This window comes from Mycobacterium sp. E2989 (genome assembly GCF_001667595.1).
GTDB lineage: Bacteria > Actinomycetota > Actinomycetes > Mycobacteriales > Mycobacteriaceae > Mycobacterium.
The window spans coordinates 1-22,335 of record NZ_LZJX01000027.1; the positions used below are offsets into that span (position 1 = coordinate 1).

Here is a 22,335-nt window from a genome sequence, read left to right on the forward strand (position 1 = left end):
AATAGGCGTCCGGTGTGCCGGGGGCGACGCTGCCCCAGCATTCCGGCCGGTCGATCGCCCCGCCCGCGCCCGGGCGGCCCATGTTGTCCCACGTCTGGCCGGCCTGCAGGTTCTGGTCGCTGGTGATGTTCTTCAGGGCGTCGGCGCCCGGCAGCAGCGTCGCCAGGACGTCCGGCGCGACGGGGCCCGGGGCCGCCGCGGGCATCGCCGCGCTCGTGGGGGTGGAGGTCGGCGCCGCCGTCTGGGTGGGCGGTGCTGCGCCGAAGATTGCCCATGCGACCAGCCCGACCACGGCGACGGCGATGAAGGTGTAGGACAGCGCCAGTCCCGCCCGGGCGCGGGCGGGGCGATCGACCGGCCGGAATGCTGGGGCAGCGTCGCCCCCGGCACACCGGACGCCTATTCGGGCGCCGACGTCGCGGGATACCGCGCGACGGAGTTGCGCGACTCGCGCAGCTTCCTCAAGTCCACCCAGGTCATCCAGGCCGTGGTGGCCTTCCGCGACCCGCCGGCGGCGCAGGCGCAGCTGGCCGCGTTGCTGTCGGGGTGGCGCCGATGCGGCGGCTTGACCGTGACCCTGACACCGCCCAACGGGGAGGCGCTGCCGTTCGCGGTCGGCGCGCCGGCCGATGCCCCCAACGGCATCACGACGCTGGACCTCGCACCCAGGGGGCTGCAGATCCGCTCGGCGCGGGCGGTCGCGGCCAAGGCCAACGTCATCGTCGACGTGCTGGTCTCCTGCAGCGGCACCACCGACGGCGACCAACCGCGGGTGGCGGGCGTGGGCATCGCGAACTACGTGCTGGGCAAGCTTCCTGGCTAGGGTTGGGCGCATGAAGTATCTCGACGTCGACGGCGTGGGACGTGTCAGCCGGATCGGCCTGGGCACCTGGCAATTCGGGTCTCGTGAGTGGGGCTACGGGGAGGGGTACGCGTCGGGCGCCGCCGGTGACATCGTGCGCCGCGCCCTCGCCATGGGGGTCACGCTGTTCGACACCGCCGAGGTGTACGGGCTGGGCAAGAGCGAGCGGATTCTGGGCGAGGCGCTGGGCGACGAGCGCGCCAACGTCGCGGTGGCCAGCAAGATCATGCCGGTCGCGCCCTTCCCGGCCGTGATCAAGCAGCGCGAACGGGCCAGCGCGCGGCGGTTGGGCCTGGACCGCATCCCGCTCTACCAGATCCATCAGTCCAACCCGGTGGTTCCCGACACGGTGATCATGCCGGGCATGCGCGACCTGCTCGAGAGCGGCAAGATCGGCGCGGCCGGCGTCTCCAACTACTCGCTGGCGCGCTGGCAGAAGGCCGACGCCGCGCTCGGGCGGCCCGTCGTCAGCAACCAGGTCCACTTTTCGCTGGCCCATGCCCGGGCGCTGGAGGATTTGGTGCCCTTCGCCGAACGGGAGAACCGCATCGTGATCGCCTACAGCCCGCTCGAGCAGGGGCTGCTGGGCGGTAAGTACGGCCTGGATAACCGCCCCGGCGGCATCAGGGCGCTGAACTCGCTGTTCGGCACCGAGAACCTGCGCCGCGTCGAACCGCTCCTGCAGACCCTGCGCGACGTCGCGACCACCGTCGGCGCCAAGCCCGCCCAGGTCGCGCTGGCCTGGCTGATCAGCCATCCGGGCGTCGTCGCCATTCCCGGCGCCTCCAGCGTCGAGCAGCTCGAGTTCAACGTCGCCGCCGCCGACATCGACCTGCCCCCGGACGCCCGCGAGGCGCTCACCGGCGCGGCCCGTGCGTTCCGGCCGGTCTCGGCCGGGCGTTTCCTGACCGACCTGGTCCGCGAGAAGCTCGGGCGCTGAGGTTAAGGCGGCGACCCGCAGCGCCCGGCTTCGCCGCGCTCGCGATCGCCGCTGAGGCGCCGGCGGCGACCCGCAGCGCCCGGCTTCGCCGCGCTCGCGATCGCCGCTGAGGCTAGGACTGCGCGGAATCTGCGAACGCGGCCGGACTGGCCGGCGCGCCCCGCGCCACGACCACCGGCATCGAGGTCGCGGCGTTCGTCCGCAGGATCGTGTGCACCACGTCGATGAGGTCCTCGACCGGCATCAGCTTGCCGGGCATGCAGCCGCGCGATGCCCACAGCGGCACGGCCTTCATCGCGAGGTCCATGTCCCAGTCGACGTTCATTCCGGTCTGCCCGTCGCCCTCGCCTCCCGCGCATTCCCCGACGATCAGGGTGGTGAAGCCGATGTCGGGGTGCTCGGCGCGCCACGCGTCGACCATTCGCTCGAGGGCCGCCTTGCTGACGCCGTACGCCCCGAGGCCCGGCCATGGCGGCCCGAACGTGCCCGCATCGGAGGACAGATAGACCGACTTGCCCGCGGAGGCCGTCAGGTGCGGCACCGCGGCAGCCGTCACCAGCGCCGCGCCGATGACGTTGGTGTCGAAGATGCGCCGCCAGGTGGCGGCGTCGGTCTCGACCATGCGCACCAGGGGCCCGACGGCGGGCGTGTAGACGACGTTGTCGATGCCGCCCAGCGCGTTCGCGGCGTTCTCGATCGCCGACCGGCACGAGGCCTCGTCGGTGACGTCGCATTCGACGGCGACCGCGCCCGGGCCCGCCTCCTGCGCGGCGGCCTCGATGCGCTCGCGGCGCCGCGCCAACAGCGCTACCTGATCGCCGCGCTGCGCCAGGCCGACACCGATGCAACGACCGAGCCCGCTCGAGGCGCCCACTACCACTGTCCTTGACATATTTGCCCTCTCTTGTAACGAGCTGCCGTCGGCAAGAACCTACCGGATATCACCCGGCGCATGTCGATGGCTGGGCTGGCTAATTCCGGACGACGGTGTTCCGGTCGCCCAGTTTTGCCCGGTACATGGCCTCATCCGCCCGGGCCGTGATCGTGTCAACCGAGTCCCCGGGTAGGGCAAGGGTGGCGCCAATGCTCAGGGTGGCCGAGACCGTCGTGCCGGCGGCGTGGATGGGTTCGGCGGCCTGCCTGCGGATCTCTTCGGCGATCTGCGCGAGCTCGTCGGCGCTGCGGACACCGGGCAGCAGGACGAGGATTTCGTCGCCTCCGGTTCGTCCGACGGTGTCGCCGCGCCGAACGCTTCCTTCGATCCGCGCCGCCAGGGTCGCGAGCACCGAGTCGCCGACGCCGTGCCCCCAGGTGTCGTTGATCTCCTTGAAATGGTCTACGTCGCAAAACAACACGCCGACATAGGTCCCAACCGGTTGCGGTTCCTCGAGCGCGGCGGCGAGCCGGCCGAGGGCCTCGGCCCGGTTGGCCAGCCCGGTCAGGGTGTCGAACCGGGCGAGCCGCTCCAGGCGCTGCTCCGCCTTCACCTGATCGTCGACGACGCGCACCGCCGCGATCATGCCGTCGATGTTGCCGTCGGCGTCGACGTACGGTTTGCCGTGGCTCTCGACCCAATGGTATTGACCGTCAGCGGAGCGAATTCGGAACCGTTGCACGACCGATTCGCCGGCGGCGACCCTGCCCACAGCGGCGGCGACCGTCTCGATGTCCTGCGGGTGGATGTGGCGGTTGAAACCTGGGCCGATCCACTCGTCCGGCGGCCGGCCCAGCGCGGCCTCCACGGACGGCGACACCCATACGACCTCGTCACCGCGGAGGAGCACGACGATGTCCACCGCGTTGTCGGCCAGGATGCGGTATCGCGCCTCGGCCTCGGCACGCTCGGTGCTGACCAACTCCTTCTCGATCAGCAGTTTCTGCTCGTTCTGAATGAACAAGAAAGTGATCACCCCGACGACGAGGGTGCCCAGCAGAATCGAGAAGGTCCACTCGGCGTGCGGTCCGACCCCGAGCCCCGAGAAGATCGGCCGCGATATCGCGACGACGACCGGAAGCGCGGCGAGCAGGCCGGCTAACCGAATCAGCGACTTCCGGTCGGGGCGGGCGAGCAGCCAGGCGACCGGGAACCGATCCGGGCGCGCCAGCGCCGTCGCCGCGGCGACCAGCAACAGCGCCGACGCCGTCATCAGTGCCTGGCCGGTCGAAGACGAAGTGCCCACCAGCGCCAGCGCGTCGAAGAGGTAGGCACCGACGGTGACGAACGGAATGGCCCCGCCGGCGGCGGTGCACGCGGGCCGGACCACGCGGGTCCCACGATCCACTCGTATCAGGCCGGTGGCCGCCGCCAGGAACAGCGCCGACACGCCTGTCTGCGGGCTCGGCCGCCCCGGCCAGCTCCATCGTGACGCACGGACCGCGTCACCGAACCACACCTCGTCGAATCCGGACGATGGCCTGCCGGTGGCGTACTCCGCAAGCACGATCACGGCGAGGACGCCCACGACCAGTGCCAGTCCTCGCCCGGCCCACACGCGCCCCCGCGAGGGGCGCCCCGACTGGAGCAGAATCGCCGCGTCCAGCGCGACCAGCCACGCCCCGGTCCACGGCATCATCTCCGGCCAGGTCGGATGGATGCGGGTCAGTCGGTCAATACCCGTCGCCCAGCCCACCCAGGTCAGTGTCGCGATGGCGAACACCACCAGCAGGGCGATCCGCCGGCACCAGGCCACGTCGTTGAGGCACGCGTCGGGGCTCGGCCTCTCCATCGGCGGCCCCTTCCTCCCCCACGGCGCGCGCCCGTCAGTGTGCGCGGATCGATGACCCCGCCGGAGGGCAAAAGGTAATCAATCCGTGGGAGAAAGGTCCTCGATGGCGGGCGATCCGGGGCTCGTCAGCCGCCGTCGGCGGCCTGCAATACCACGGCGGTGTGCGCGTCCACGGTGAGCATGCCCCCGCCGGGCACCTCCTCCGCGGGCGTCTCCTCGTCGGGACCGGTGAAGACAACGAGTTGCCAGGACGCGCCGAATTCCTTTGGCGGCAAGGTGAATTCGATCGGCTCGTAGTGGGCATTGAAGCACAGCAGGAACGAGTCATCGAGGACCCGCTGCCCCCGGGCGTCCCGGTCCGGGATGCCGTGCCCGTTGAGGAACACCGCGAGGGATTTCGCGAAACCCGCGCCCCAGTCTTCCTCGGTCATCTCCGCGCCCTCGGGGGTGAACCAGGCGATGTCCGGTAGCCCGTCCTGACCGCGGCGGCCCAGCGGCTTGCCGGAGAAGAACCGGCGCCTGCGGAATACCGGGTGGTGGGCGCGCAGCGCCGACACGGCCCGGGTGAACTCCAGCAGGCCGTTGTCCACTTTCGCCCAGTCGATCCAGGTGAGTTCGTTGTCCTGGCAGTAGCCGTTGTTGTTGCCGTTCTGGGTGCGGCCCAGCTCGTCGCCGTGGCAGATCATCGGCACGCCCTGCGACAGCAGCAGTGTGGTGAGGAAGTTGCGCTGCTGTCGGGCCCGCAGCGCGTTGACGTTCGGGTCCTCGGTCGGCCCCTCCGCACCGCAGTTCCACGACCGGTTGTGGCTCTCGCCGTCGTTATTGTCCTCGCCGTTGGCCTCGTTGTGTTTCTCGTTGTAGGACACCAGGTCCCGCAGCGTGAACCCGTCGTGCGCGATGACGAAGTTGATCGAGGCCACCGGTCGGCGCGCGGTGTGCTCGTAGAGGTCGGCCGACCCGGACAGGCGGTAGGCGAACTCGTCGAGGGTCGAGGGCTCGCCGCGCCAGAAGTCGCGCACCGCGTCGCGGTACTTGCCGTTCCACTCCGTCCACTGGGGCGGGAAGTTGCCGACCTGGTAACCGCCCGGCCCGACGTCCCACGGCTCGGCGATGAGCTTCACCTGGCTGACCGTCGGGTCCTGTTGCACGAGTTCGAAAAACGCCGCCAGCCGGTCCACGTCGTAGAACTCGCGCGCCAGCGTCGCGGCCAGGTCGAACCGGAAGCCGTCGACGTGCATCTCGGTGACCCAGTAGCGCAGCGAATCCATGATCAGTTGCAGCGCGTGCGGATGCCCGACGTTGAGGCTGTTGCCGGTGCCGGTGTAGTCCATGTAGTAGCGCTTGTCGTCGTCGACCAGCCGGTAGTAGGCGGCGTTGTCGATGCCCCGCATCGACAACGTCGGGCCCATGTGATTGCCCTCGGCCGTGTGGTTGTAGACGACGTCGAGGATGACCTCGATGCCGGCCTCGTGCAGAGCGCGCACCATCGCCTTGAACTCCTGCACCTGCCCGCCCGGCGAGGTGGCGCTGGAGTACTTGAAGTCGGGTGCGAAGAAGCCGATCGTGTTGTAGCCCCAGTAATTAGAGAGGCCCTTGTCCACCAGCGTGGAGTCGTTGGCGAAGTGGTGCACCGGCATGAGCTCGATGGCGGTGACGCCGAGGTCCTTGAGGTGCTCGATGATCACCGGGTGCGCCACCGCCGCATAGGTGCCGCGCAGTTGCTCGGGGATGTCCGGGTGGGTCTGCGTCAGCCCTTTGACGTGCGCCTCGTAGATGACCGTGTCGGCGTACTGGTGGTCCGGCGGACGGTCGTTGCCCCAGTCGAAGTACGGGTTGATCACCACCGACTTGGGCATGAAGGCGGCGGAGTCGTCGTCGTTGCGGCTGTCGGGGTCGCCGAAGTTGTAGCTGAAGAGGGCCTGGTTCCACTCGAAGGAGCCGTCGATGGCCTTCGAATACGGGTCCACCAGCAGCTTGTTCGGGTTGCACCGCAGCCCCTGCTGGGGGTCGTAGGGCCCGTAGACGCGGTAGCCGTAACGCTGACCGGGCTCGATGTTGGGGATGTAGGCGTGCCAGACGAATCCGTCGATCTCCGGCAGTGTGACGCGGCTCTCGGTGCCGTCGGCGTCGAACAGGCACAACTCCACCCGCTCGGCCACTTCGCTGAACACGGCGAAATTGGTCCCCGCCCCGTCGTAGGTCGCGCCCAGCGGGTAGGCGCGGCCCGGCCACACCTCTCCGGTGGGCGTGGGGGCGGAGGCTTCTGCGGATGTCATGGCGCAATCAATACCCTACCGGGGCCTCCCCCAAACGGTGGTTCGGAAGCCCTTGCAGCAAAACGGTTTTCAAGGTCGTAACATGACCTTCACCGCGCCGTCCTGCTTCTTCTGGAAGATGTCGTAGCCGTGCGGGGCCTGGTCCAGCGGCAGCACGTGGGAGGCGAAATCGTCGACGCCGAGCGGGTCGTCGTCGGTCAGCAGCGGCATGATGTCGTCCACCCACCTCTTCACGTTCGCCTGACCCATCCGCAGGGTCACCTGCTTGTCGAAGAGCGTGAGCATCGGCAGCGGGTCGGCCATCCCGCCGTACACACCGATCAGCGATATCGTTCCGCCGCGGCGCACGATGTCGATGGCCGAGTACAGCGCGTGCAGCCGGTCCACGCCGGCGGTCTGCATGAACCGCTTGGCGACGAAGTCCGGCAACATGCCGGTGGCCTGCTGGGCGAGCTTGGCCGCGGGGGAGCCGTGGGCTTCCATGCCCACCGCGTCGATGACGGAGTCGGAGCCCCGCCCGTCGGTCAGGTCCCGGATGGTGTCCCCCAGCGGGGCGTCGAGCCGTGACAGGTCGATGGTGTGGATGCCGCGCTGCGCCGCGCGCCCGAGGCGCTCGGCCACCAGGTCGACTGCGATCACGCGGTAGCCGAGGTGATCCGCGATGCGCGCGGCCATGTCGCCGATCGGGCCCAGCCCGAGCACGGTGACGGTGCCGCCGTCGGGGATGTCGGCGTAGGCCACCGCCTGCCACGCCGTCGGCAGCACGTCGGACAGATAGACGAACCGCGAATCCGGCGGCCCCACAGGAACTTTGATGTGCGTGAACTGCGCCTGGGGCACCCGCAACAGTTCGGCTTGGCCGCCGGGGACTTCGCCGTACAGTTCCGAGTATCCGAACAGCGCGGCCCCCATGCCCTGCTCACGCACCTGGGTGGTCTCGCATTGGGTATAGAGCTGCTGGCCGCACATGTAGCAACTGCCACAGGAGATTTGGAAGGGGATGACGACCCGGTCGCCTATCCGCAGGTCGCCCGTCTCACCGCCGACCTCGCGCACGATCCCCATGGGTTCGTGCCCGAGGATGTCGCCGGGGTTCATGAACGCCCCGAGAATCTCGTAGAGATGCAAATCGGAGCCGCAGATGTTGGTCGACGTGACTTCGACGATGGCGTCGGTGGGCTTCTCGATCTTCGGGTCCGGCACCGACTCCACCCGGACGTCGCGCTTGCCGTGCCAGGTGACAGCCTTCATGTGCAAAGCACATACCCGCCTGGGGTCCGCCGAAACGCGGTCAGCGCCGGCGGCGCTTGATCGGGTGCTCGCTTTCGACCAGCCCATGAGCGATGTCGATGAGCCTGGTGTTGGATTGTTGAGAGAGCCGGGTGAGCAATTCGAACGCTTCGACGGCGTCAAGATTGAAGCGTTCCATAATGATTCCCTTGGCCTGACCGATGATGTCCCGCGACGCCAGGGCGCTGCGGAACTGGTCCTGTCGCTGCATCACCGACCACGCCAGCGCGACGTGCGTGGCGAATACGGCGCCGAGTTCCACCGCCTCGTAGCGGAACGCGTGCGGCCGATCGGCGTAGAAGTTGAGTGCGGCCAGGCTGTCGTGGTTGACGAACAACTCGTAGGACAGGATGGACCGGATCGGGGTCTGTTCGAGCGCGTGCCGGCGATAGCGCGGCCAGCGTTCCTCGGCGGTGAGGTCGTCGACGTGCATCACGTGGTGCCGCCAGGCCGCCTCCACACACGGCCCCTCCCCATACCGGTTCTGTATCGCGTCCAAGACGACGGGGTACCGGTGGGTGGCGGCGACGTTCGTGACCGCCCTGCTCTTCTCGGCCAGCGTGATCCCCGCGTACTGGGAGCCCGCCACGTGCTGGACGCCGTTGTGGATCAGTTCGCGCAGGCCGACATCGGTATCGGTTTCGTCGTGCTCCAGGCTGGCGACCAGTTTCGCCAGCTGGGCGACGATCACTTCGCTGCCCTGCTGCATGGCCTTACCCCTCCGGGCTAATTCGGGCATGCTTCATTTCGAGGTCCCGACCTCGCTTGTCTCATCTTTCCGGCGACGCGCTTACCTGTCTACCCCGGAAAACGAAGTCTATGGGTCATAGAACGAAGCTCTAGGCCGGCCCAGGCAGCCCGGCACTACGTTCCGCCGACGACGAGCGTAAGTCGTTGATAACCAAGACTTTTCGCCGCAGTGGCCGTCGCCCGACGAAACGGGACGGCGCTCGGTGGGTAATTCCTCCTACACTCGGCTTGGTGACCTCAATCGTGATCGTTGGCAGCGGCTTCACCGGATTCACCTGCGCGCACCGCCTGGCCCGCATTCTGCGCCGGCGGCGCGCGCAGGCCGACATCACGATCGTCTCCCCGGTGGACTACATGCTGTACACCCCGTTGCTGCCCGACGTCGCCGGCGGGGTCGCCGATGCCCGCTTCGTCGCGATCCCGCTGGCCAACACCCTCAAGGGGGTGCGCGCCGTGCGCGGCCGCGTGGACGGGGTGGACTTCGCCCAGCGCACGCTCATGTACTGCGATCCCGAAGAACGCAGCCACACCATGTCCTGGGACCGGCTGGTGCTCACGCCGGGCTCGGTGACCAAATTATTCGACGTGCCCGGTCTGGCGACCTGCGCGCGCGGCTTGAAGACCACCGCCGAGGCGCTCTACCTTCGCGACCATTTCGTGGAGCAGCTGGAGTTGGCCAACATCGAGGACGACCCGGCGGTGGCCGCGGCCCGGCGCACCGTCGTCGTGGTCGGGGCGTCTTATTCGGGCACCGAACTGGTGACCCAGCTGCGCGCGCTGGCCGACGCGGCCGCCAAACAGATGCGCTTCGATCCCGCCACGGTCCGGTTCGTGCTGCTCGATCTGGCGGAGCAGGTGATGCCCGAGGTCGGCAAGAAACTGGGCGATGCCGCGCAGAAGGTGCTCCGCCGGCGCGGCATCGACGTCCGCCTCGGCATCACGCTGAAGGAAGCGCACGCCGATCACGTTGTGCTCAGCGATGATTCGCGCATCGACACCCGCACGGTCGCCTGGGTCACCGGCGTCACGGGCGCGCCGCTGATCCAGGATCTGGGACTACCGACCGAGCGGGGCCGGCTCAAGGTGCAGGCCGACTTGCAGGTGCCGGACCACCCGGACGTGTTCGCCGCCGGCGACGCGGCCGCGGTTCCCGACCTGACCCAACCGGGCAAGATCACCCCGCCGACCGCCCAGCACGCCACCCGGCAGGGCAAGGTGCTGGCCCGCAACGTGGCGGCCAGCCTGGGTCACGGCACTTCCAAGCAGTACAAGCACCGCAACCTGGGCCTGGTGGTCGACCTGGGACCGTGGCATGCGGTGGCCAACCCGCTGAACATCCACCTGTCGGGGCTGCTGGCGAAATTCGTGACCCGGGCCTACCACCTGTACGCGATCCCGCGGGGCGTCAACCGGTGGGCGGTGTCGCTGGCCTACCTGACCGACCTGCTGTTCAACCGGTCGGTGGTTTCCATCGGCCTGGCCTCCGAGGAGGACTCGCAGTTCGCGGCCAGCGAGGGCATCCCGATGCCGAAGACGGGCTGAGGGCGGCTCAGCCCTCGGCCGACTTCTGGGCCATCGCGTAGCCGAGCTGCAGAAAGTCGGCACCGGCCAGTGCGGTGAAGACGCCGGCGATCAAGCGGGTCAACCGCGGGGCGAAGACCAGGCCGATGGCGAAGCCGGTCGCCACCCACATGTCCAGGCAGAACGGGCAGGTCAACAGCTCCCCCAGGCTGTGCCGCAGCTGGCTCTCGTCCCTGACCTCCTCCTTGACCTCCGCCGGGCCGCCCGTCCCCGCGTAGCGGGTGAACGGCGCCCGCAAGGGGCTGGTCACCGCGTCCTTGGTCACGGTCCGCGAGAGCTTGTGGGTGCCCAGCGTCACCAAGACGAGGTCCTGGATGCGCCAGCGCGGCGGCAGCGTGCGCCCGGTGAGCAGCGCGGCAGCGGTCGCGGCGGCCACCACGACGCCGTAGATCATCAGCACCGCTAGGTAGCCGCCGAGCGGCTGGGGCGCCTCTCCGCGGTACGCGTCGGCCTCGCGCCGCGCTCCGTCGACCACCTGGGCCTTGGCCTCCGCCACCTCTGCCATCGCATCTCCTTCAACTCAAAGGCACAGCAGGGGGTGTACCCGATGTCGGTCGGCGCAATCCGAGGCCGCCGTCAGGGGTCGTTGGCGCCGGCCTCGGCGAGCTTCGCGGTTTTGGCGGCCTTGCGCAGCGTGCGGTTGGTGGACCGCAGGTCGGTGTTGGCGGCCGAGAGCGTCGCGTTGTGGTCCTCGAGATCGAGGATGCGGGCTACGCCGGCCAGGTTGACGCCGGCGTCGACCAGCTCGCTGATGCGCTTGAGCCGGGCCAGGTCGTCGTTGCTGTAACGCCGGGTTCCGCCGTTGCTGCGCGCCGGCGTGAGCAGTCCATAACGCTCGTACAGGCGCAGCGACTGCACCGGGATGCCCGAAAGCTCGGCGGCCACCGAGATGCCGTACACGCCGTGATCGGGCGCCGGGGCGCCGGAATCGCCGCGTTGGTCGGTCATCACCCGCTCCCCCTCGAAACGAACTGCCTTAGAAAATCTGTTTATCACACTTGCAGGCATAGTGTCGACGGTGCTATATAAAATCTATGTCATTGGACATAGGTAAGAACCGGACCACAGCCTAGATTGGAGTGAGAGGTGACCACCATGCTGATGCGTAGCGACCCCTTCCGCGACCTCGACCGCTTTGCCCACCAGGTGTTCGGTACGGCCGCCCGGCCGGCGGTGATGCCGATGGACGCTTGGCGTCAGGGCGAGGAATTCGTCGTCGAGTTCGACCTGCCCGGCATCGATGCCGAATCGCTCGACATCGACATCGAGCGCAACGTGGTGACCGTGCGCGCGGAGCGCCCGGCCCTTGACCCGAACCGCGAGATGCTGGCCACCGAGCGCCCGCGCGGGGTGTTCAGCCGGCAACTGGTGCTCGGCGACAACCTCGATACCGACAAGATCGAGGCGTCCTACCGCGAAGGCGTTCTGCGCCTGCGCATTCCGGTGGCCGAACGGGCGAAGCCGCGCAAGATCACCGTCGGCCGCGGCGACGCACACTCGGCCATCGACGAGAAAGCCTCGCAGCGCGAGGTCATCAACGCCTGATCGGCCGCGGGGGGCGGCGGCCCGTGTTGAAACGGCCGCCGCCCCCCGGGAACGGGATGCGCAATGAAATGGGAACTGGACGGTCAAACGGTCGACGTCGAACGGGCGTTGGCCGGCGGTTCCGCGCAACCGGCCGGCTGGTTCCGCTTCTACTTCACCGATCAGCGCTGGGAGTGGTCGGAGCAGGTGCAGCGGATGCACGGGTACGAGCCGGGCACCGTGACCCCCACCACCGAACTGGTGCTCTCGCACAAGCATCCGGACGATCGCGGGCAGGTCGCGGCCACCATCAACCAGATCGTGAACACCCGCCAGGCGTTCAGCACGCGACACCGGATCGTCGACACCGGCGGCAACGTGCGGCACGTCGTGGTGGTGGGTGACCGGTTATTCGACGACGATGGCGACGTGGTCGGCACCCACGGGTTCTACATCGACGTCACCCCCGCGCCGGGGCATACCAACGAGGAACTCGTCAGCGCCAGGCTGGCCGAGATCAACTCGAACCGGGCCGGCATCGAGCAAGCCAAGGGCATGCTGATGCTGGTCTACGGCATCAGCGCCGACGCGGCCTTCGAGTTGCTCAAATGGCTTTCGCAGGAAGCGAATATCAAGCTTCGGCCGCTCGCCGAACAGATCGCCGACGACTTCCGCGGCGTCGGCGCGCGCCTGGACGCCCAATCGGAGTTCGACCACCTATTGCTGACCGCGCACGAGCGCGTCAACCATCAGTCATGACGACTTGCGGCGCCGGGTACCGGCGGCCGCCACCAGTTGCGCCATGCCCTTCTCGATGCCGTCGGCGAGCGCGTCGATGTCGGGCGCGGTGTCGTAGTCGGCGGTGATGCCGAAGACGAATGTGTCTGCGTAGCTGAGCATCGCGACGCCGGTGCGCACCTGCAGGGCGATCGGCGGGATCGGCAGCAGCTCCAGCACCGGACGGCCCATCAGCCGCTGCCGGCTCCGTGGGCCCGGAACGTTGGTGGCCAGCGCGACCACCGCCCGCTGAGGCAACCGCGAGAGCAAGCGAATCGCCCACGCGGACAGGGCAAACGGGGTGCGTTTGGCCGCCACTACCATCGCGCTGCCGCCCTCGCTCTGACCGCTGGACTTGGCGTGGGAGAGCCGGTCGTGCACCAGCTTCAGCTGACGCACCGGGTCCGCCTCGTCGACGGGCAACAGCGGCAGCATCGCCGAGACGCGGTTGCCTGCGACGTTGAAGTGGTCCACCGCGCGAACGGAGACGGGAACCAGCGTGCGCAGCGATTCGTGGCCGGGACGTTCCCCGCGCGCGAGCAAGATCTCGCGATAGCTGCTGGTGATCGCCGCCAGCGCAACGTCATTCAGCGTGACCCCGAACGCGCGGGCGACCTTGTGCATGTCGGCCAATCGGGCCCGGGCCGCGCTGTACCGGCGCATGGTGGTGACCGGTCCGTTCAACGACGATTCCGGGGCGGGGTGCAGCAAGCCGGCCGCCAGCTCCGCGGCTCCGATCGCCGCGTGTTCGGCCGCAGTCATCGCACCGAGGGCGCCCCGGCCGATTCCGCTCACCCAACTCAACGGGTTGAGGCTTACCTTGAACACGCCCGTCTGCGCCGGGACCGGCTTCTTGCCGGCGCCGACGTCGGAGGCGAAGGTGTCGCGGTCGCCGTCGTCGCTGAACTTCGCCAACAGCTGCGTCGTTGCGATGCCGTCGGCGATGCAGTGGTGGATCTTGGTCAGCACCGCCCACCGGCCCTCGCTGAGACCCTCGATGATCCAGCACTCCCACAGCGGGCGCTCGCGGTCGAGCCGGCGCTCCATCAGCGACGCGATCACCTCGAAAAGCTCGGCGTCGCCGCCGGGTTGCGGCACCGCGATGCGGTGCAGGTGACGCGCGAGGTCGAAGTGCGGGTCGTCCACCCAGTCCGGTGGCCGCAGGTCCAGCGGATGGGTCCGCAGGACCTGTCGGCAGCGCGGAATCGTCGCGACCCGTTCGGCGAACGAGGCGGCAAATTCTTGGTATGTGGGCGCGGGCCCCGCCACGATCGAGACGCCGCCCACCGCCAGGCTGACATGCGGGTCGGAGTCCTCGACCTCGAGGAAGCCGGCGTCCAGGGCGGTCAATTGCTCCACGATGCCACTTTCCGCGCCGCAATGCGCTGGTGGCAGGGCCGTAAGTCCCCAACTACTGAGGCCAAACGGCGGCTGTGGCCGCGTGCCCTCGGGCATATCGTCTGGGGGGTGAGGAGGAGATCAATTGAGCAGCGAGGCAGGTGCTTTCGCCGCCGCCTCCCGCACACTCCGCGAACGCCGCCCGGTCTACGTCCGCTGCCGCATCGACGAAGCGTGTTGACGCAACCCCCCGAAGGAAGAACACCATGAGCGATTTCACCTACGTCCGCTTCTTCGAGGAGATCGGCATCTCCGACGTCCCGCTGGTCGGCGGGAAGAACGCCTCGCTGGGCGAGATGTTCCAGAAGCTGACCGGACAGGGCGTTCGGGTTCCGCATGGGTTCGCGATCACCGCCGAGGCCTACCGGCACGTACTGGACAGCGCCGGCGCCTGGGACGCGTTGCACGCCGCGCTCGACGACCTCGACCCCGACGACGTCACCGCGTTGGCGCGCAAGGGCAAGCGGGCCCGCGAAATCGTTTACGGCGCAGGGCTTCCCCCGGAGCTGGCCGCCGAGATCACGGCCGCCTACCGGCAGCTTCAGGAGGAATACGGCGAGGACGTCAGCCTGGCCGTGCGCAGCTCGGCGACCGCGGAAGACCTGCCGACCGCCAGCTTCGCCGGCCAGCAGGAGACCTTCCTCAACATCAAGGGCACCGAGAGCCTGCTGGACGCCTGCCGCCGTTGTTTCGCGAGCCTGTTCACCGACCGGGCCATCCACTACCGGATCGACCAGGACTTCGACCACTTCAAGGTGGCGCTGTCGATCGGCGTGATGAAGATGGTGCGCTCCGACCTCGCCTCGTCGGGGGTGATGTTCACCCTGGACACCGAATCCGGCTTCCACGACGTCGTATTCATCACCGGCGCCTACGGGCTCGGCGAGAACGTGGTGCAGGGCGCCGTCGACCCCGACGAGTTCTACGTCCACAAGCCGACGTATCAGGCCGGCCACCGGGCGGTGCTGCGCCGGCTGATCGGGGACAAAGCGGTCAAGATGATCTACGTCGAGGGCGAGACCAAGAACACCGTCCGCAACATCCCCACCCCGAAGGCCGACCGCGCCCGGTTCTGCGTCACCGACGACGACGTGCTCGAGCTGGCCGGGTACGCCTGCACCATCGAGGCCCACTACGGGCGGCCGATGGACATCGAATGGGCCAAGGACGGTCTCGACGGGCGGCTCTACATCGTCCAGGCGCGCCCCGAAACCGCGGCCTCGCAGCGCAGCCGGACGACGATCGAAAGCTACGTGCTCGAGGCCAAGGGCGCCGAACGCAAGGAGGTGCTCGCCGAGGGCCGCTCGGTCGGCGAGAAGGTCGCCACGGGCGTCGCCCGGCGGATGGACAACCTCGGGAAGCTGTCGGAGTTCCGGCCCGGCGACGTGCTGGTCGCCGACATCACCACGCCCGACTGGGAACCCATCATGAAAATCGCCGCGGCCATCGTGACCAACCGCGGCGGGCGCACCTGCCACGCGGCGATCATCGCCCGCGAGCTCGGCATCCCCGCGGTCGTCGGCGCGGGTGACGCCACCACGAGCGTGCCCGACGGCGAGCTCGTCACGGTGTCGTGCGTTGAGGGCGACACGGGGCGGGTCTACCGCGGCGAGTTGGGCTTTCGCGTCGAGCACACCGAGGTGTCCGACCAGGAGCGCCCGCAGACCGAGATCATGCTCAACCTCGGCAACCCGGATCTGGCGTTCAAGACGTCGTTCCTGCCGAACGACGGCGTGGGGCTGGCCCGGATGGAGTTCATCATCAACGAGTACATCCGGGTGCACCCGCTGGCCCTGCTCCACCCCGACCGGGTGGACGACGCCGAGGCCAGGCGGACCATCGAAACGCTGACGTACGCCTATTCCGACGGCGCCGATTTCTTCGTGGAGCGCCTATCGGAAGGGATCGGCACCATCGCCGCCGCCTTCTGGCCCAAGCCCGTCGTCGTGCGGATGTCGGACTTCAAGACCAACGAATACGCCAGCCTGGTCGGCGGCAGCGGCTTCGAGGCGGCCGAGAGCAACCCGATGATCGGCTTCCGCGGCGCCTCGCGCTATGCGCACCCGGCCTACGCCGAAGGTTTCGCGCTGGAGTGCCGGGCGATGAAGCGGGTGCGCGAACAGATGGGGCTGACCAACGTCGTGCTGATGGTGCCGTTCGTGCGCCGGGTGGCCGAGGCGGACCTGGTCCTGGCGGAGATGGCCAAACACGGTCTGCGCCGCGGGGAGAACGGGCTCAAGGTCTACGCGATGTGCGAGATCCCCAACAACGTCATCCTCATCGACGAGTTCGCCAAGCGCTTCGACGGGTTCTCCATCGGGTCCAACGACCTCACCCAGCTGACCCTCGGTGTCGACCGGGACAGCGAGATCGTGGCCTTCGACTACGACGAACGCGACGAGGGAGTCAAGGAGATGATCCGTCTGGCCGTTGAGGGCTGCCGCCGCAACGGGATTCACTCCGGGTTGTGCGGTCAGGCGCCGTCGGACTACCCCGACATGGCCGAGTTCCTGGTTCGCTGCGGCATCGACTCGATCAGCCTGAACCCCGACGTGGTGGTCAAGACCACCCGGCAGGTCCTGGACCTCGAGCGTGCGGTGCAATTGCAGTAGGGCTCCGCGCGCCGTCCCGCCGAGATTGCCGTCACGGCTGTGGTTGGGGGCGCATCCACGACCCTGAGCGCAATCTCGCGAACGTCGCGGGGAACCTCAGGGCCGCGGCGGCTGGCGATAGAGGGCGGCGCCGGCGACGACGTCGGCCCCGGCCGCGACGAACAGCACCCGCGCGCCCGCCGGCAACCGCTGTGCCCGCTGCCCGAACGCGGCGGCCAGGGCGGTGGTATGCATGCGTTCGCCGTCGGCGACGCCGATCTGCTCGACCGGCACACCCAGCCGGGCGGCCAGCGCGGTGCGGTATCCGGGCCGGGCGGGGGCGGCGACGATCGCGTCGACGTCGGACAGCAGCACCGCCTGCTCGGAAAGGCACGCCGACACCGCCCGCCCGGCCGCCGCGGCCATCCGCTCGTCCATCGCCGCCGACTCCGAAAAGCGCAGGACGTTGCGGGAGTCGGCGAAACCGACCGTGGCGCTGAAGGTTTCATCGCCGATTTCACTCGGGTCGGTCACCCAGGAGACGCGGCTGAGACCGTCGTCGTCGTCGGACCAGCCGCACAGCATCGCGGCGCCGGCGGCCGAGAACGGGAAGTGCTCGCTCATGCCGTGCCCGGGATCGGCGTCGCTGGCGACCACCAGCGCGCGCCGGATGGCGCGGCTGCGCATGAACCCGTCGACGATTTGCAGCGCGGTCAGCAGCCCGCACGTGCCGTTGGCGATGTCGAAGGAGAACGTGCCATGGGCGCCGGCGTGCGGGTCCTCCGGGTTGGCGCCGATGTCGTCCTGGATCAGTGCGGCGAGCGCCGGCTCACCGAGGTTGCGGTCGCGGTAAATGCCGGCGTTGACCACGAGGTCGAGGTCCTTGGCCTCGCATCCGGCCCGCTTCAGGCAGTCCTTGGCGGCGACGACGGCCAGGTGCAACGCGCTGTGGCGGCCCCGTAGCCGCGGATGCGAGACGTCGATCCGATCAATCACCGTGCCCATAGCGGCTCACCACATCCTCGTCCAGGGTCAACAAGACCACGCCGATTTCCAGGCCGGAGGCCAACGCCAGCAACGCGATTCGCTCCCCGGGCCTGATCCGCCCGGCCTCGAGTTCCTCGACGAGCGCCACCGTGTGGGTCGTGGAGGCGGTGTTGCCGTAGCGGTCGACGGTGATCACCGCGTCGTGGCGCGGGCTGTCGCCGAACACCTCCGACATCCGGGCCATTCCCTTGCGGATGGCGCGCGCGGACGTCTGGTGGGTGATGACGTGGTCGATGTCGTGGATCGAAAGACCCACGGTGTCAAGCACTTCGGTCAACAGCACCGGGGTGTCGGCGATTGCGGCCTTTTGGATGGCGCGGGAGTTGGTGAACATCCGCGCGCCCGGATCGTCCCCCTGCGGATACGCCAGGCACAGCCGGCTGTAGTCGGCGACGGTGGTGAAGCCGGCCAAGGCGATGCCGGCCGAACCGGCCGGCGCCCGCTCCAGCAGCAGCGCCGCGCCGGCATCACCCAGGGTCAGGCAGGCCAGCTCCTTGCTCATGATGTTGCGGATGTGCCGTGCCGCATTGTTGCTGAGCTGCGAGATGTACTCGCCGCTGACGACGAGCCCGCGCTCGACGACGCCCTGGCGGATCCAGTTGTTCAGAATCGTTACACCCGTGAGCATTCCGGCGCACGCGTTGGACACGTCGAACGTCATCGCGTTCACCGCCCCGATCCCTCGCGCCACGGCGCTGCTCATGGTCGGCTCGAGCCACTGGGTCAGCCCGTCGCGGAACTTGGTGATGCTGCAACTGATCACCACGTCCAGCGCCGCCGGATCCTGCTGGGCGGTGGCCAGGCAGTTCAGCGCCGCCGAGCTGGCCAGGGTGTAGGAATCCTCGTCGCCCACCGACACCCGGCGTTCGCGGATCCCGGTCAGCCGTTCCAGGTCGATGTGGGTGCGATGGCGGGTGGACGCCATCAGCTCGTCGGTGCTCAGGTGAGTCCCGGGCAGATGCCGGCCCGCGGCCGCGACTCGCGCGACGAAGGGGGCCGCACCGCCCTCCCCGGTTGCTTCCATCACGAGCCAGTGCCGAGTCATCGATGGCACCTCCTTGGCATGTGGGTCACCCGCGCATCTCGAGGACTTCGGTCACCGGACGCCGGGCGGTGGGTTGCGGGTGTGGGTCCTTGGCCGGTGACCGGCCGACCCGGATCAGCAGCTGCGGCTGGCCGGAGCCGCCGGTGACTTGCCTGATGATGTCGCGGCTCAGCGATATTTCCGTCATGTGCGTCAGCGTGCAGGTCGCCATGCCGGCCAGGGTGCATTCGAGCAGCACCGCCGACAGCGCCTCACCGCAGCGCAGCACTTCGACCGGCGCATCGTCGTGACGGGTGGACAGGACCACGATCTTGGAGTGGTCCACCTCGATCGCGGCGCGGCGGCGGCCCCCGCCCGCCGGCGGGAACGCGCGGGCGATGTCGACGCGAGCGGCCTCGGAGCTCGACAGCAGGGCGCTTTCCGGCACGCGGTCGGCGTTCGCTTCGAAGGGCGAAGTCCACCAACGCAATTCGGTCAGGTAGGAGGTATCGGTTCGGCGCAGCTGCTCGGTGAGCCGCGACGCCTCGGCCAGTCTCGGCCGCTCGTCGTCGTCGACCACGTCCAGCGACACTTCGTAAGGGGTCACCGCGGCGCTCAGGGCCGAATGCAGCGTGGGCCACGCGTTCGGTGCGCCCAGCGGCAGCCGGTCGGTGCGGCGGCGGAGGATCGCGTCGGCCCGCAGCCGACATTGCGCCGTCACGTTCGCCACGGGCAGAAAGCCCACACTCGCAAGGTGATCCGGTCTGCCCTCGGTGGGAAATCGTTCGGTGACGCTTTCCCATCCCGCGGCGGCCATGGCGACCCGCAGGTGGTCGAGGACGGCGCCACAGCTCAGGATCAGCTCCCGACCGGTGTGGTCGGTGGCGTGCATCGCGTGGTGCGGGTCGGCCCACAGGTGCAGCCTGCCGCCGTCGGCCACCCACCGCCAGGGCTGGCTGTTGTGCAGCGACGGCGCGCGGCACGCGAGCGTCACCGCGTCCCGGATGACCTGCTCGGTCGGCACTTTCGCATCCATCGTCACCACTTCGTCGATTCCGGTGAGGCAAACTGTATGCCCCATGCGGCGGGTGCGGGCAGGGCCGTTGGTCCCCGACGGCCGGGACGTTGGGACCTGCGGCTGTTACGTCGCACGCGCCCACAGGTCGCGCGCCTCGCGGGCGACGAGGTCGGGTCTGCGGGAGGTGTCGATCCGGTGCGCACCGTTCCAGTCGGCGTGCCCGGCGGCCAGGGCGGCGGCGATCTCCGGTGTCACCTCCGAATTGCCCGCGGGCCTGGTCTTGATCCGCTCGGCCGCAAGGTCGGCCGTCGCCGCGCACACGAATTCCACCAGCGCCGAATGCGTCTCGGTGGCCAGCTGGCGGGCCGACTCGCGCGTGCGCGGGTCGCGCCAGGTGCCGTCGAGGATCACCGAGTGGCCCTCGCCCAGCAACCGCCGCGCGCGTCGGAGGGCGGTCTCGTAGACGACCGCTACCTGGTCGGGGCTGTAGAGCCCGGCGTTCAGCACACCGGGCGCACCGGCGATGGCCCCCGAATCTCGAAGCTCCCGGCGCACATCGTCGGTGGAAATAAGCTGCGCGTCAAACGATTCGGCCAGCCCGCGCGCCACGGTGGACTTCCCGGTGCCCGGGTTGCCGCCCACAAGGGCCAGGCGAACCGTGCCGGTTTGCAGGTGGGCCGTTGCGATGGCCAGGTGGCGGGCGGCGTCCTCGGCCGCCGCGGTCTTTCCCTGTGACTGTCGAACGCAATCCACCTTCGCCCTGACCACGGCGCGATACGCGATGTAGAACTCGCGCAACGACGGCGGCGCCGTGTCTCCGGAATGGTGCGCGTAGCGCTCGAGGAAATGCGCCGCGAGGTCGTTGCGGCCCAGGAACTCGAGATCCATTGCCAGGAAGGCTGCGTCGTCGACGCCGTCCACGTAGCGCAGTTGGTCGTCGAACTCCAGGCAGTCGAGCAGCGCCGGTTTCCCGTCCACCCAGAAGATATCGTCGGCGAGCAGGTCGCCGTGGCCGTCCAGGATGCGCCCGTCCTCGACGCGGTTCTTGAACAGCGCCGCTCGACCGGTGATGAATTCGGTGGCCAAGTGCTCGATCCGCGGCACGGCTTCGGCGGAGACGCCCGGTGTCGAGGCGTCCGCATAGCGCCGGAGTTCGGAAAGGTTGTCGCGCCAGCGGCGTTCGATCGCTTCCGCCTCGCCTTGGGTGCTGATCACCGGGCCCCGCTGGGCGCGGCGGTGAAACCGGGCCAACACGCCGGCGATCGCGTCCAGCGCGTCCCGAACGGACTGGCCCGGATCGCGAAATGCCATGGCCGCCAGGCGCTCTTCGTCGCGGTAACGCCGCATGACGATGACCGGCTCGGGCGGCCCGCCGGCCGGATCGGACAGATGCGCCACCCCGAGGTAACTGTCCGGCGACAGCCGGCTGTTGAGCTCGACCTCCCGGCGGCAGGCGTGCTCGCGCTGCTGCGGCGCGCGGAAGTCGAGAAAGTCGGTCAGCACCGGCTTCTTGGCTTTGTATGCGCGGTCGCCGGCGAGAATGACGACGCCAGTGTGGGTTTCGTGCAGATCGAGGAACGGCACGGCGGCGGCGCGGCCCTACGACGGCCGGGCCACGATGACGGGCATGCGGACCGAGTGGACGACGGCGTTGCTGACCGAACCCAGCAGCACACCCGACAGGCCGCCCCGGCCGTGGCTGCCCACGACGACGAGTTGGGCGGATTCCGACTGCTCGACGAGCTGGCGCGCCGGCCGGTCGGCGACGACGACCCGGTTCACGGTGACGTCGGGATAGCGTTCCTGCCAGCCGGCCAGTTGTTCGGCCAGGCTCCGCTCGGCTTCACCCTTCACCGCCGACCAGTCAACACCGGGGAGTTCGAAGACGTCGACGTCGCTCCACGCGTGCAGCGCGGTCAATTCGACGCCGCGGCGCGACGCTTCGTCGAACGCGACGCCCACCGCCACCTCCGAGGCCGGGGACCCGTCGATGCCGACGAGCACCGGGGCTTGCTGGGGATGCTCCATGAGCGGGTCCTCGTCGCGGATGATGGCGACCGGGCAGCGCGCGCCGCGCACCACGCTGCTGCTCACCGACCCGAGCAGCAGCCTGCCCAGCGCCCCGCGCCCGTTGCTGCCGACGACGACCATCTCGGCCTCTTTGGACATCTCGACCAGGGTCGGCACCGGGGGTGCACATCGGAGCTCGCTGCGGACGTCGACCTTGCGGTCCGTCGTGACCGCCTCTTCGGCGATCTTGACCGCCTGTTCGAGGACCTGCCGGCCCTGCTCTTCCTGCCACACCGCCACGCCCGTCGACAGCGGAAGGGCCGGATACATCGGCACGGCCGCGTTCACCACGTGGACCACGGTCAGCGGTACGTGTCGCATCGCCGCGTCACGCGCCGCCCAACATACGGCGGCGTTCGAGGCCGGCGATCCGTCGATTCCGACGACGATGCCGTGCCGGTTGGCTAGTGCGGACATGGCGTTCTCCCTCTCATCCCCCAAAACGCTATGGCGCGAACGCC

19 protein-coding genes and 1 pseudogene are annotated in these 22,335 nt (G+C 69.0%); 6 read left to right on the top strand and 14 right to left on the bottom strand.

Features of this window, described 5'->3' with window-relative positions; genetic code table 11:
* Positions 1 to 292: pseudogene (locus A5680_RS06455) on the bottom strand (nuclease PIN); the annotation flags it as partial.
* Between the two features lie 57 nt (positions 293 to 349).
* Between A5680_RS06455 and A5680_RS06460 the strand changes: the two are divergent.
* Positions 350 to 823: a sensor domain-containing protein gene (locus tag A5680_RS06460; RefSeq protein WP_231977577.1), complete on the top strand. Its 474-nt coding sequence runs from the start codon at positions 350 to 352 to the stop codon at positions 821 to 823.
* 10 nt (positions 824 to 833) lie between these two features.
* Positions 834 to 1,802: an aldo/keto reductase gene (locus tag A5680_RS06465; protein ID WP_067817415.1), complete on the top strand. Its 969-nt coding sequence runs from the start codon at positions 834 to 836 to the stop codon at positions 1,800 to 1,802.
* Between the two features lie 112 nt (positions 1,803 to 1,914).
* On the opposite strand, the gene A5680_RS06470 is transcribed toward A5680_RS06465, so the two are convergent.
* From A5680_RS06470 to A5680_RS06490, 5 genes are all read right to left on the bottom strand, one after another.
* Complete coding sequence (locus tag A5680_RS06470) at positions 1,915 to 2,682, bottom strand: SDR family oxidoreductase (protein ID WP_082460019.1); 768 nt, start codon at positions 2,680 to 2,682, stop codon at positions 1,915 to 1,917.
* A gap of 91 nt (positions 2,683 to 2,773) precedes the next feature.
* Positions 2,774 to 4,528: a sensor domain-containing diguanylate cyclase gene (locus A5680_RS06475; RefSeq protein WP_067817418.1), complete on the bottom strand. Its 1,755-nt coding sequence runs from the start codon at positions 4,526 to 4,528 to the stop codon at positions 2,774 to 2,776.
* A 125-nt stretch (positions 4,529 to 4,653) separates the two neighbouring features.
* Complete coding sequence (glgX, locus tag A5680_RS06480) at positions 4,654 to 6,804, bottom strand: glycogen debranching protein GlgX (RefSeq protein ID WP_067817421.1); 2,151 nt, start codon at positions 6,802 to 6,804, stop codon at positions 4,654 to 4,656.
* A gap of 69 nt (positions 6,805 to 6,873) precedes the next feature.
* Positions 6,874 to 8,055 carry a zinc-dependent alcohol dehydrogenase gene (locus A5680_RS06485; protein WP_067817424.1) on the bottom strand — a complete coding sequence of 394 codons (1,182 nt, stop codon included), beginning with the start codon at positions 8,053 to 8,055 and terminating at the stop codon, positions 6,874 to 6,876.
* 40 nt (positions 8,056 to 8,095) lie between these two features.
* Entirely contained in the window at positions 8,096 to 8,803 is a 708-nt protein-coding gene (locus tag A5680_RS06490; protein WP_067817427.1) for a GAF and ANTAR domain-containing protein, read from the bottom strand.
* Positions 8,804 to 9,075: 272 nt separating this feature from the next.
* Between A5680_RS06490 and A5680_RS06495 the strand changes: the two genes are divergently transcribed.
* Positions 9,076 to 10,386 carry an NAD(P)/FAD-dependent oxidoreductase gene (locus A5680_RS06495; protein WP_067817492.1) on the top strand — a complete coding sequence of 437 codons (1,311 nt, stop codon included), beginning with the start codon at positions 9,076 to 9,078 and terminating at the stop codon, positions 10,384 to 10,386.
* A gap of 7 nt (positions 10,387 to 10,393) precedes the next feature.
* On the opposite strand, the gene A5680_RS06500 is transcribed toward A5680_RS06495, so the two are convergent.
* Both A5680_RS06500 and A5680_RS06505 read right to left on the bottom strand, forming a co-directional pair.
* Complete coding sequence (locus A5680_RS06500; RefSeq protein ID WP_055402111.1) at positions 10,394 to 10,930, bottom strand: DUF1360 domain-containing protein; 537 nt, start codon at positions 10,928 to 10,930, stop codon at positions 10,394 to 10,396.
* 71 nt (positions 10,931 to 11,001) lie between these two features.
* Entirely contained in the window at positions 11,002 to 11,373 is a 372-nt protein-coding gene (locus tag A5680_RS06505) for a helix-turn-helix transcriptional regulator (protein WP_055402108.1), read from the bottom strand.
* Between the two features lie 147 nt (positions 11,374 to 11,520).
* On the opposite strand from A5680_RS06505, the gene A5680_RS06510 reads away from it, so the two are divergent.
* On the top strand, positions 11,521 to 11,970 hold the full coding sequence (locus A5680_RS06510) for an Hsp20/alpha crystallin family protein (RefSeq protein WP_055402137.1): 450 nt from the start codon (positions 11,521 to 11,523) through the stop codon (positions 11,968 to 11,970).
* A 63-nt stretch (positions 11,971 to 12,033) separates the two neighbouring features.
* Entirely contained in the window at positions 12,034 to 12,708 is a 675-nt protein-coding gene (locus A5680_RS06515; RefSeq protein WP_055402107.1) for a PAS and ANTAR domain-containing protein, read from the top strand.
* Here A5680_RS06515 and A5680_RS06520 read toward each other — a convergent pair.
* Complete coding sequence (locus A5680_RS06520) at positions 12,703 to 14,085, bottom strand: wax ester/triacylglycerol synthase family O-acyltransferase (protein WP_055402105.1); 1,383 nt, start codon at positions 14,083 to 14,085, stop codon at positions 12,703 to 12,705. The two genes, A5680_RS06515 and A5680_RS06520, sit on opposite strands and share 6 nt — an antisense overlap.
* A 245-nt stretch (positions 14,086 to 14,330) precedes the next feature.
* Between A5680_RS06520 and ppsA the strand changes: the two genes are divergently transcribed.
* Positions 14,331 to 16,736 (top strand): phosphoenolpyruvate synthase, encoded by a 2,406-nt coding sequence (ppsA, locus tag A5680_RS06525; protein WP_067817430.1) that lies wholly within the window; start codon positions 14,331 to 14,333, stop codon positions 16,734 to 16,736.
* A 96-nt stretch (positions 16,737 to 16,832) separates the two neighbouring features.
* Here the strand turns inward: ppsA and A5680_RS06530 are convergent, their stop codons facing one another.
* From A5680_RS06530 to A5680_RS06550, 5 genes are all read right to left on the bottom strand, one after another.
* Positions 16,833 to 17,720, bottom strand: coding sequence for a 3-oxoacyl-ACP synthase (locus A5680_RS06530; protein WP_067817433.1), 888 nt, complete (start codon positions 17,718 to 17,720; stop codon positions 16,833 to 16,835).
* Positions 17,704 to 18,807: a 3-oxoacyl-ACP synthase III family protein gene (locus A5680_RS06535; RefSeq protein WP_067817436.1), complete on the bottom strand. Its 1,104-nt coding sequence runs from the start codon at positions 18,805 to 18,807 to the stop codon at positions 17,704 to 17,706. The genes A5680_RS06530 and A5680_RS06535 overlap by 17 nt, the downstream gene beginning before the upstream one ends.
* 25 nt (positions 18,808 to 18,832) lie before the next feature.
* Positions 18,833 to 19,822: an NAD(P)H nitroreductase gene (locus tag A5680_RS06540; protein WP_067817493.1), complete on the bottom strand. Its 990-nt coding sequence runs from the start codon at positions 19,820 to 19,822 to the stop codon at positions 18,833 to 18,835.
* A 105-nt stretch (positions 19,823 to 19,927) separates the two neighbouring features.
* A complete protein-coding gene (locus A5680_RS06545; protein ID WP_156675018.1) occupies positions 19,928 to 21,388 on the bottom strand; it encodes a bifunctional aminoglycoside phosphotransferase/ATP-binding protein in 1,461 nt (486 codons plus the stop codon).
* A gap of 15 nt (positions 21,389 to 21,403) precedes the next feature.
* Positions 21,404 to 22,291, bottom strand: a complete 888-nt coding sequence (locus tag A5680_RS06550) for a universal stress protein (protein ID WP_055402099.1) — start codon at positions 22,289 to 22,291, stop codon at positions 21,404 to 21,406.
* Between the last annotated feature and the right edge of the window lie 44 nt (positions 22,292 to 22,335).

Excerpts from the sequence above, each read along its gene's own strand:
- A5680_RS06510 (WP_055402137.1), top strand. The coding sequence starts at position 11,521 with ATGCTGATGCGTAGCGACCCCTTCCGCGACCTCGACCGCTTTGCCCAC.
- ppsA (WP_067817430.1), top strand. The coding sequence starts at position 14,331 with ATGAGCGATTTCACCTACGTCCGCTTCTTCGAGGAGATCGGCATCTCC.
- A5680_RS06515 (WP_055402107.1), top strand. The coding sequence starts at position 12,034 with ATGAAATGGGAACTGGACGGTCAAACGGTCGACGTCGAACGGGCGTTG.
- A5680_RS06485 (WP_067817424.1), bottom strand. The coding sequence starts at position 8,055 with ATGAAGGCTGTCACCTGGCACGGCAAGCGCGACGTCCGGGTGGAGTCG.
- A5680_RS06475 (WP_067817418.1), bottom strand. The coding sequence starts at position 4,528 with ATGGAGAGGCCGAGCCCCGACGCGTGCCTCAACGACGTGGCCTGGTGC.
- A5680_RS06530 (WP_067817433.1), bottom strand. The coding sequence starts at position 17,720 with ATGGGCACGGTGATTGATCGGATCGACGTCTCGCATCCGCGGCTACGG.
- A5680_RS06535 (WP_067817436.1), bottom strand. The coding sequence starts at position 18,807 with ATGACTCGGCACTGGCTCGTGATGGAAGCAACCGGGGAGGGCGGTGCG.
- A5680_RS06490 (WP_067817427.1), bottom strand. The coding sequence starts at position 8,803 with ATGCAGCAGGGCAGCGAAGTGATCGTCGCCCAGCTGGCGAAACTGGTC.
- A5680_RS06550 (WP_055402099.1), bottom strand. The coding sequence starts at position 22,291 with ATGTCCGCACTAGCCAACCGGCACGGCATCGTCGTCGGAATCGACGGA.
- glgX (WP_067817421.1), bottom strand. The coding sequence starts at position 6,804 with ATGACATCCGCAGAAGCCTCCGCCCCCACGCCCACCGGAGAGGTGTGG.
- A5680_RS06465 (WP_067817415.1), top strand. The coding sequence starts at position 834 with ATGAAGTATCTCGACGTCGACGGCGTGGGACGTGTCAGCCGGATCGGC.
- A5680_RS06505 (WP_055402108.1), bottom strand. The coding sequence starts at position 11,373 with ATGACCGACCAACGCGGCGATTCCGGCGCCCCGGCGCCCGATCACGGC.
- A5680_RS06500 (WP_055402111.1), bottom strand. The coding sequence starts at position 10,930 with ATGGCAGAGGTGGCGGAGGCCAAGGCCCAGGTGGTCGACGGAGCGCGG.
- A5680_RS06540 (WP_067817493.1), bottom strand. The coding sequence starts at position 19,822 with ATGGATGCGAAAGTGCCGACCGAGCAGGTCATCCGGGACGCGGTGACG.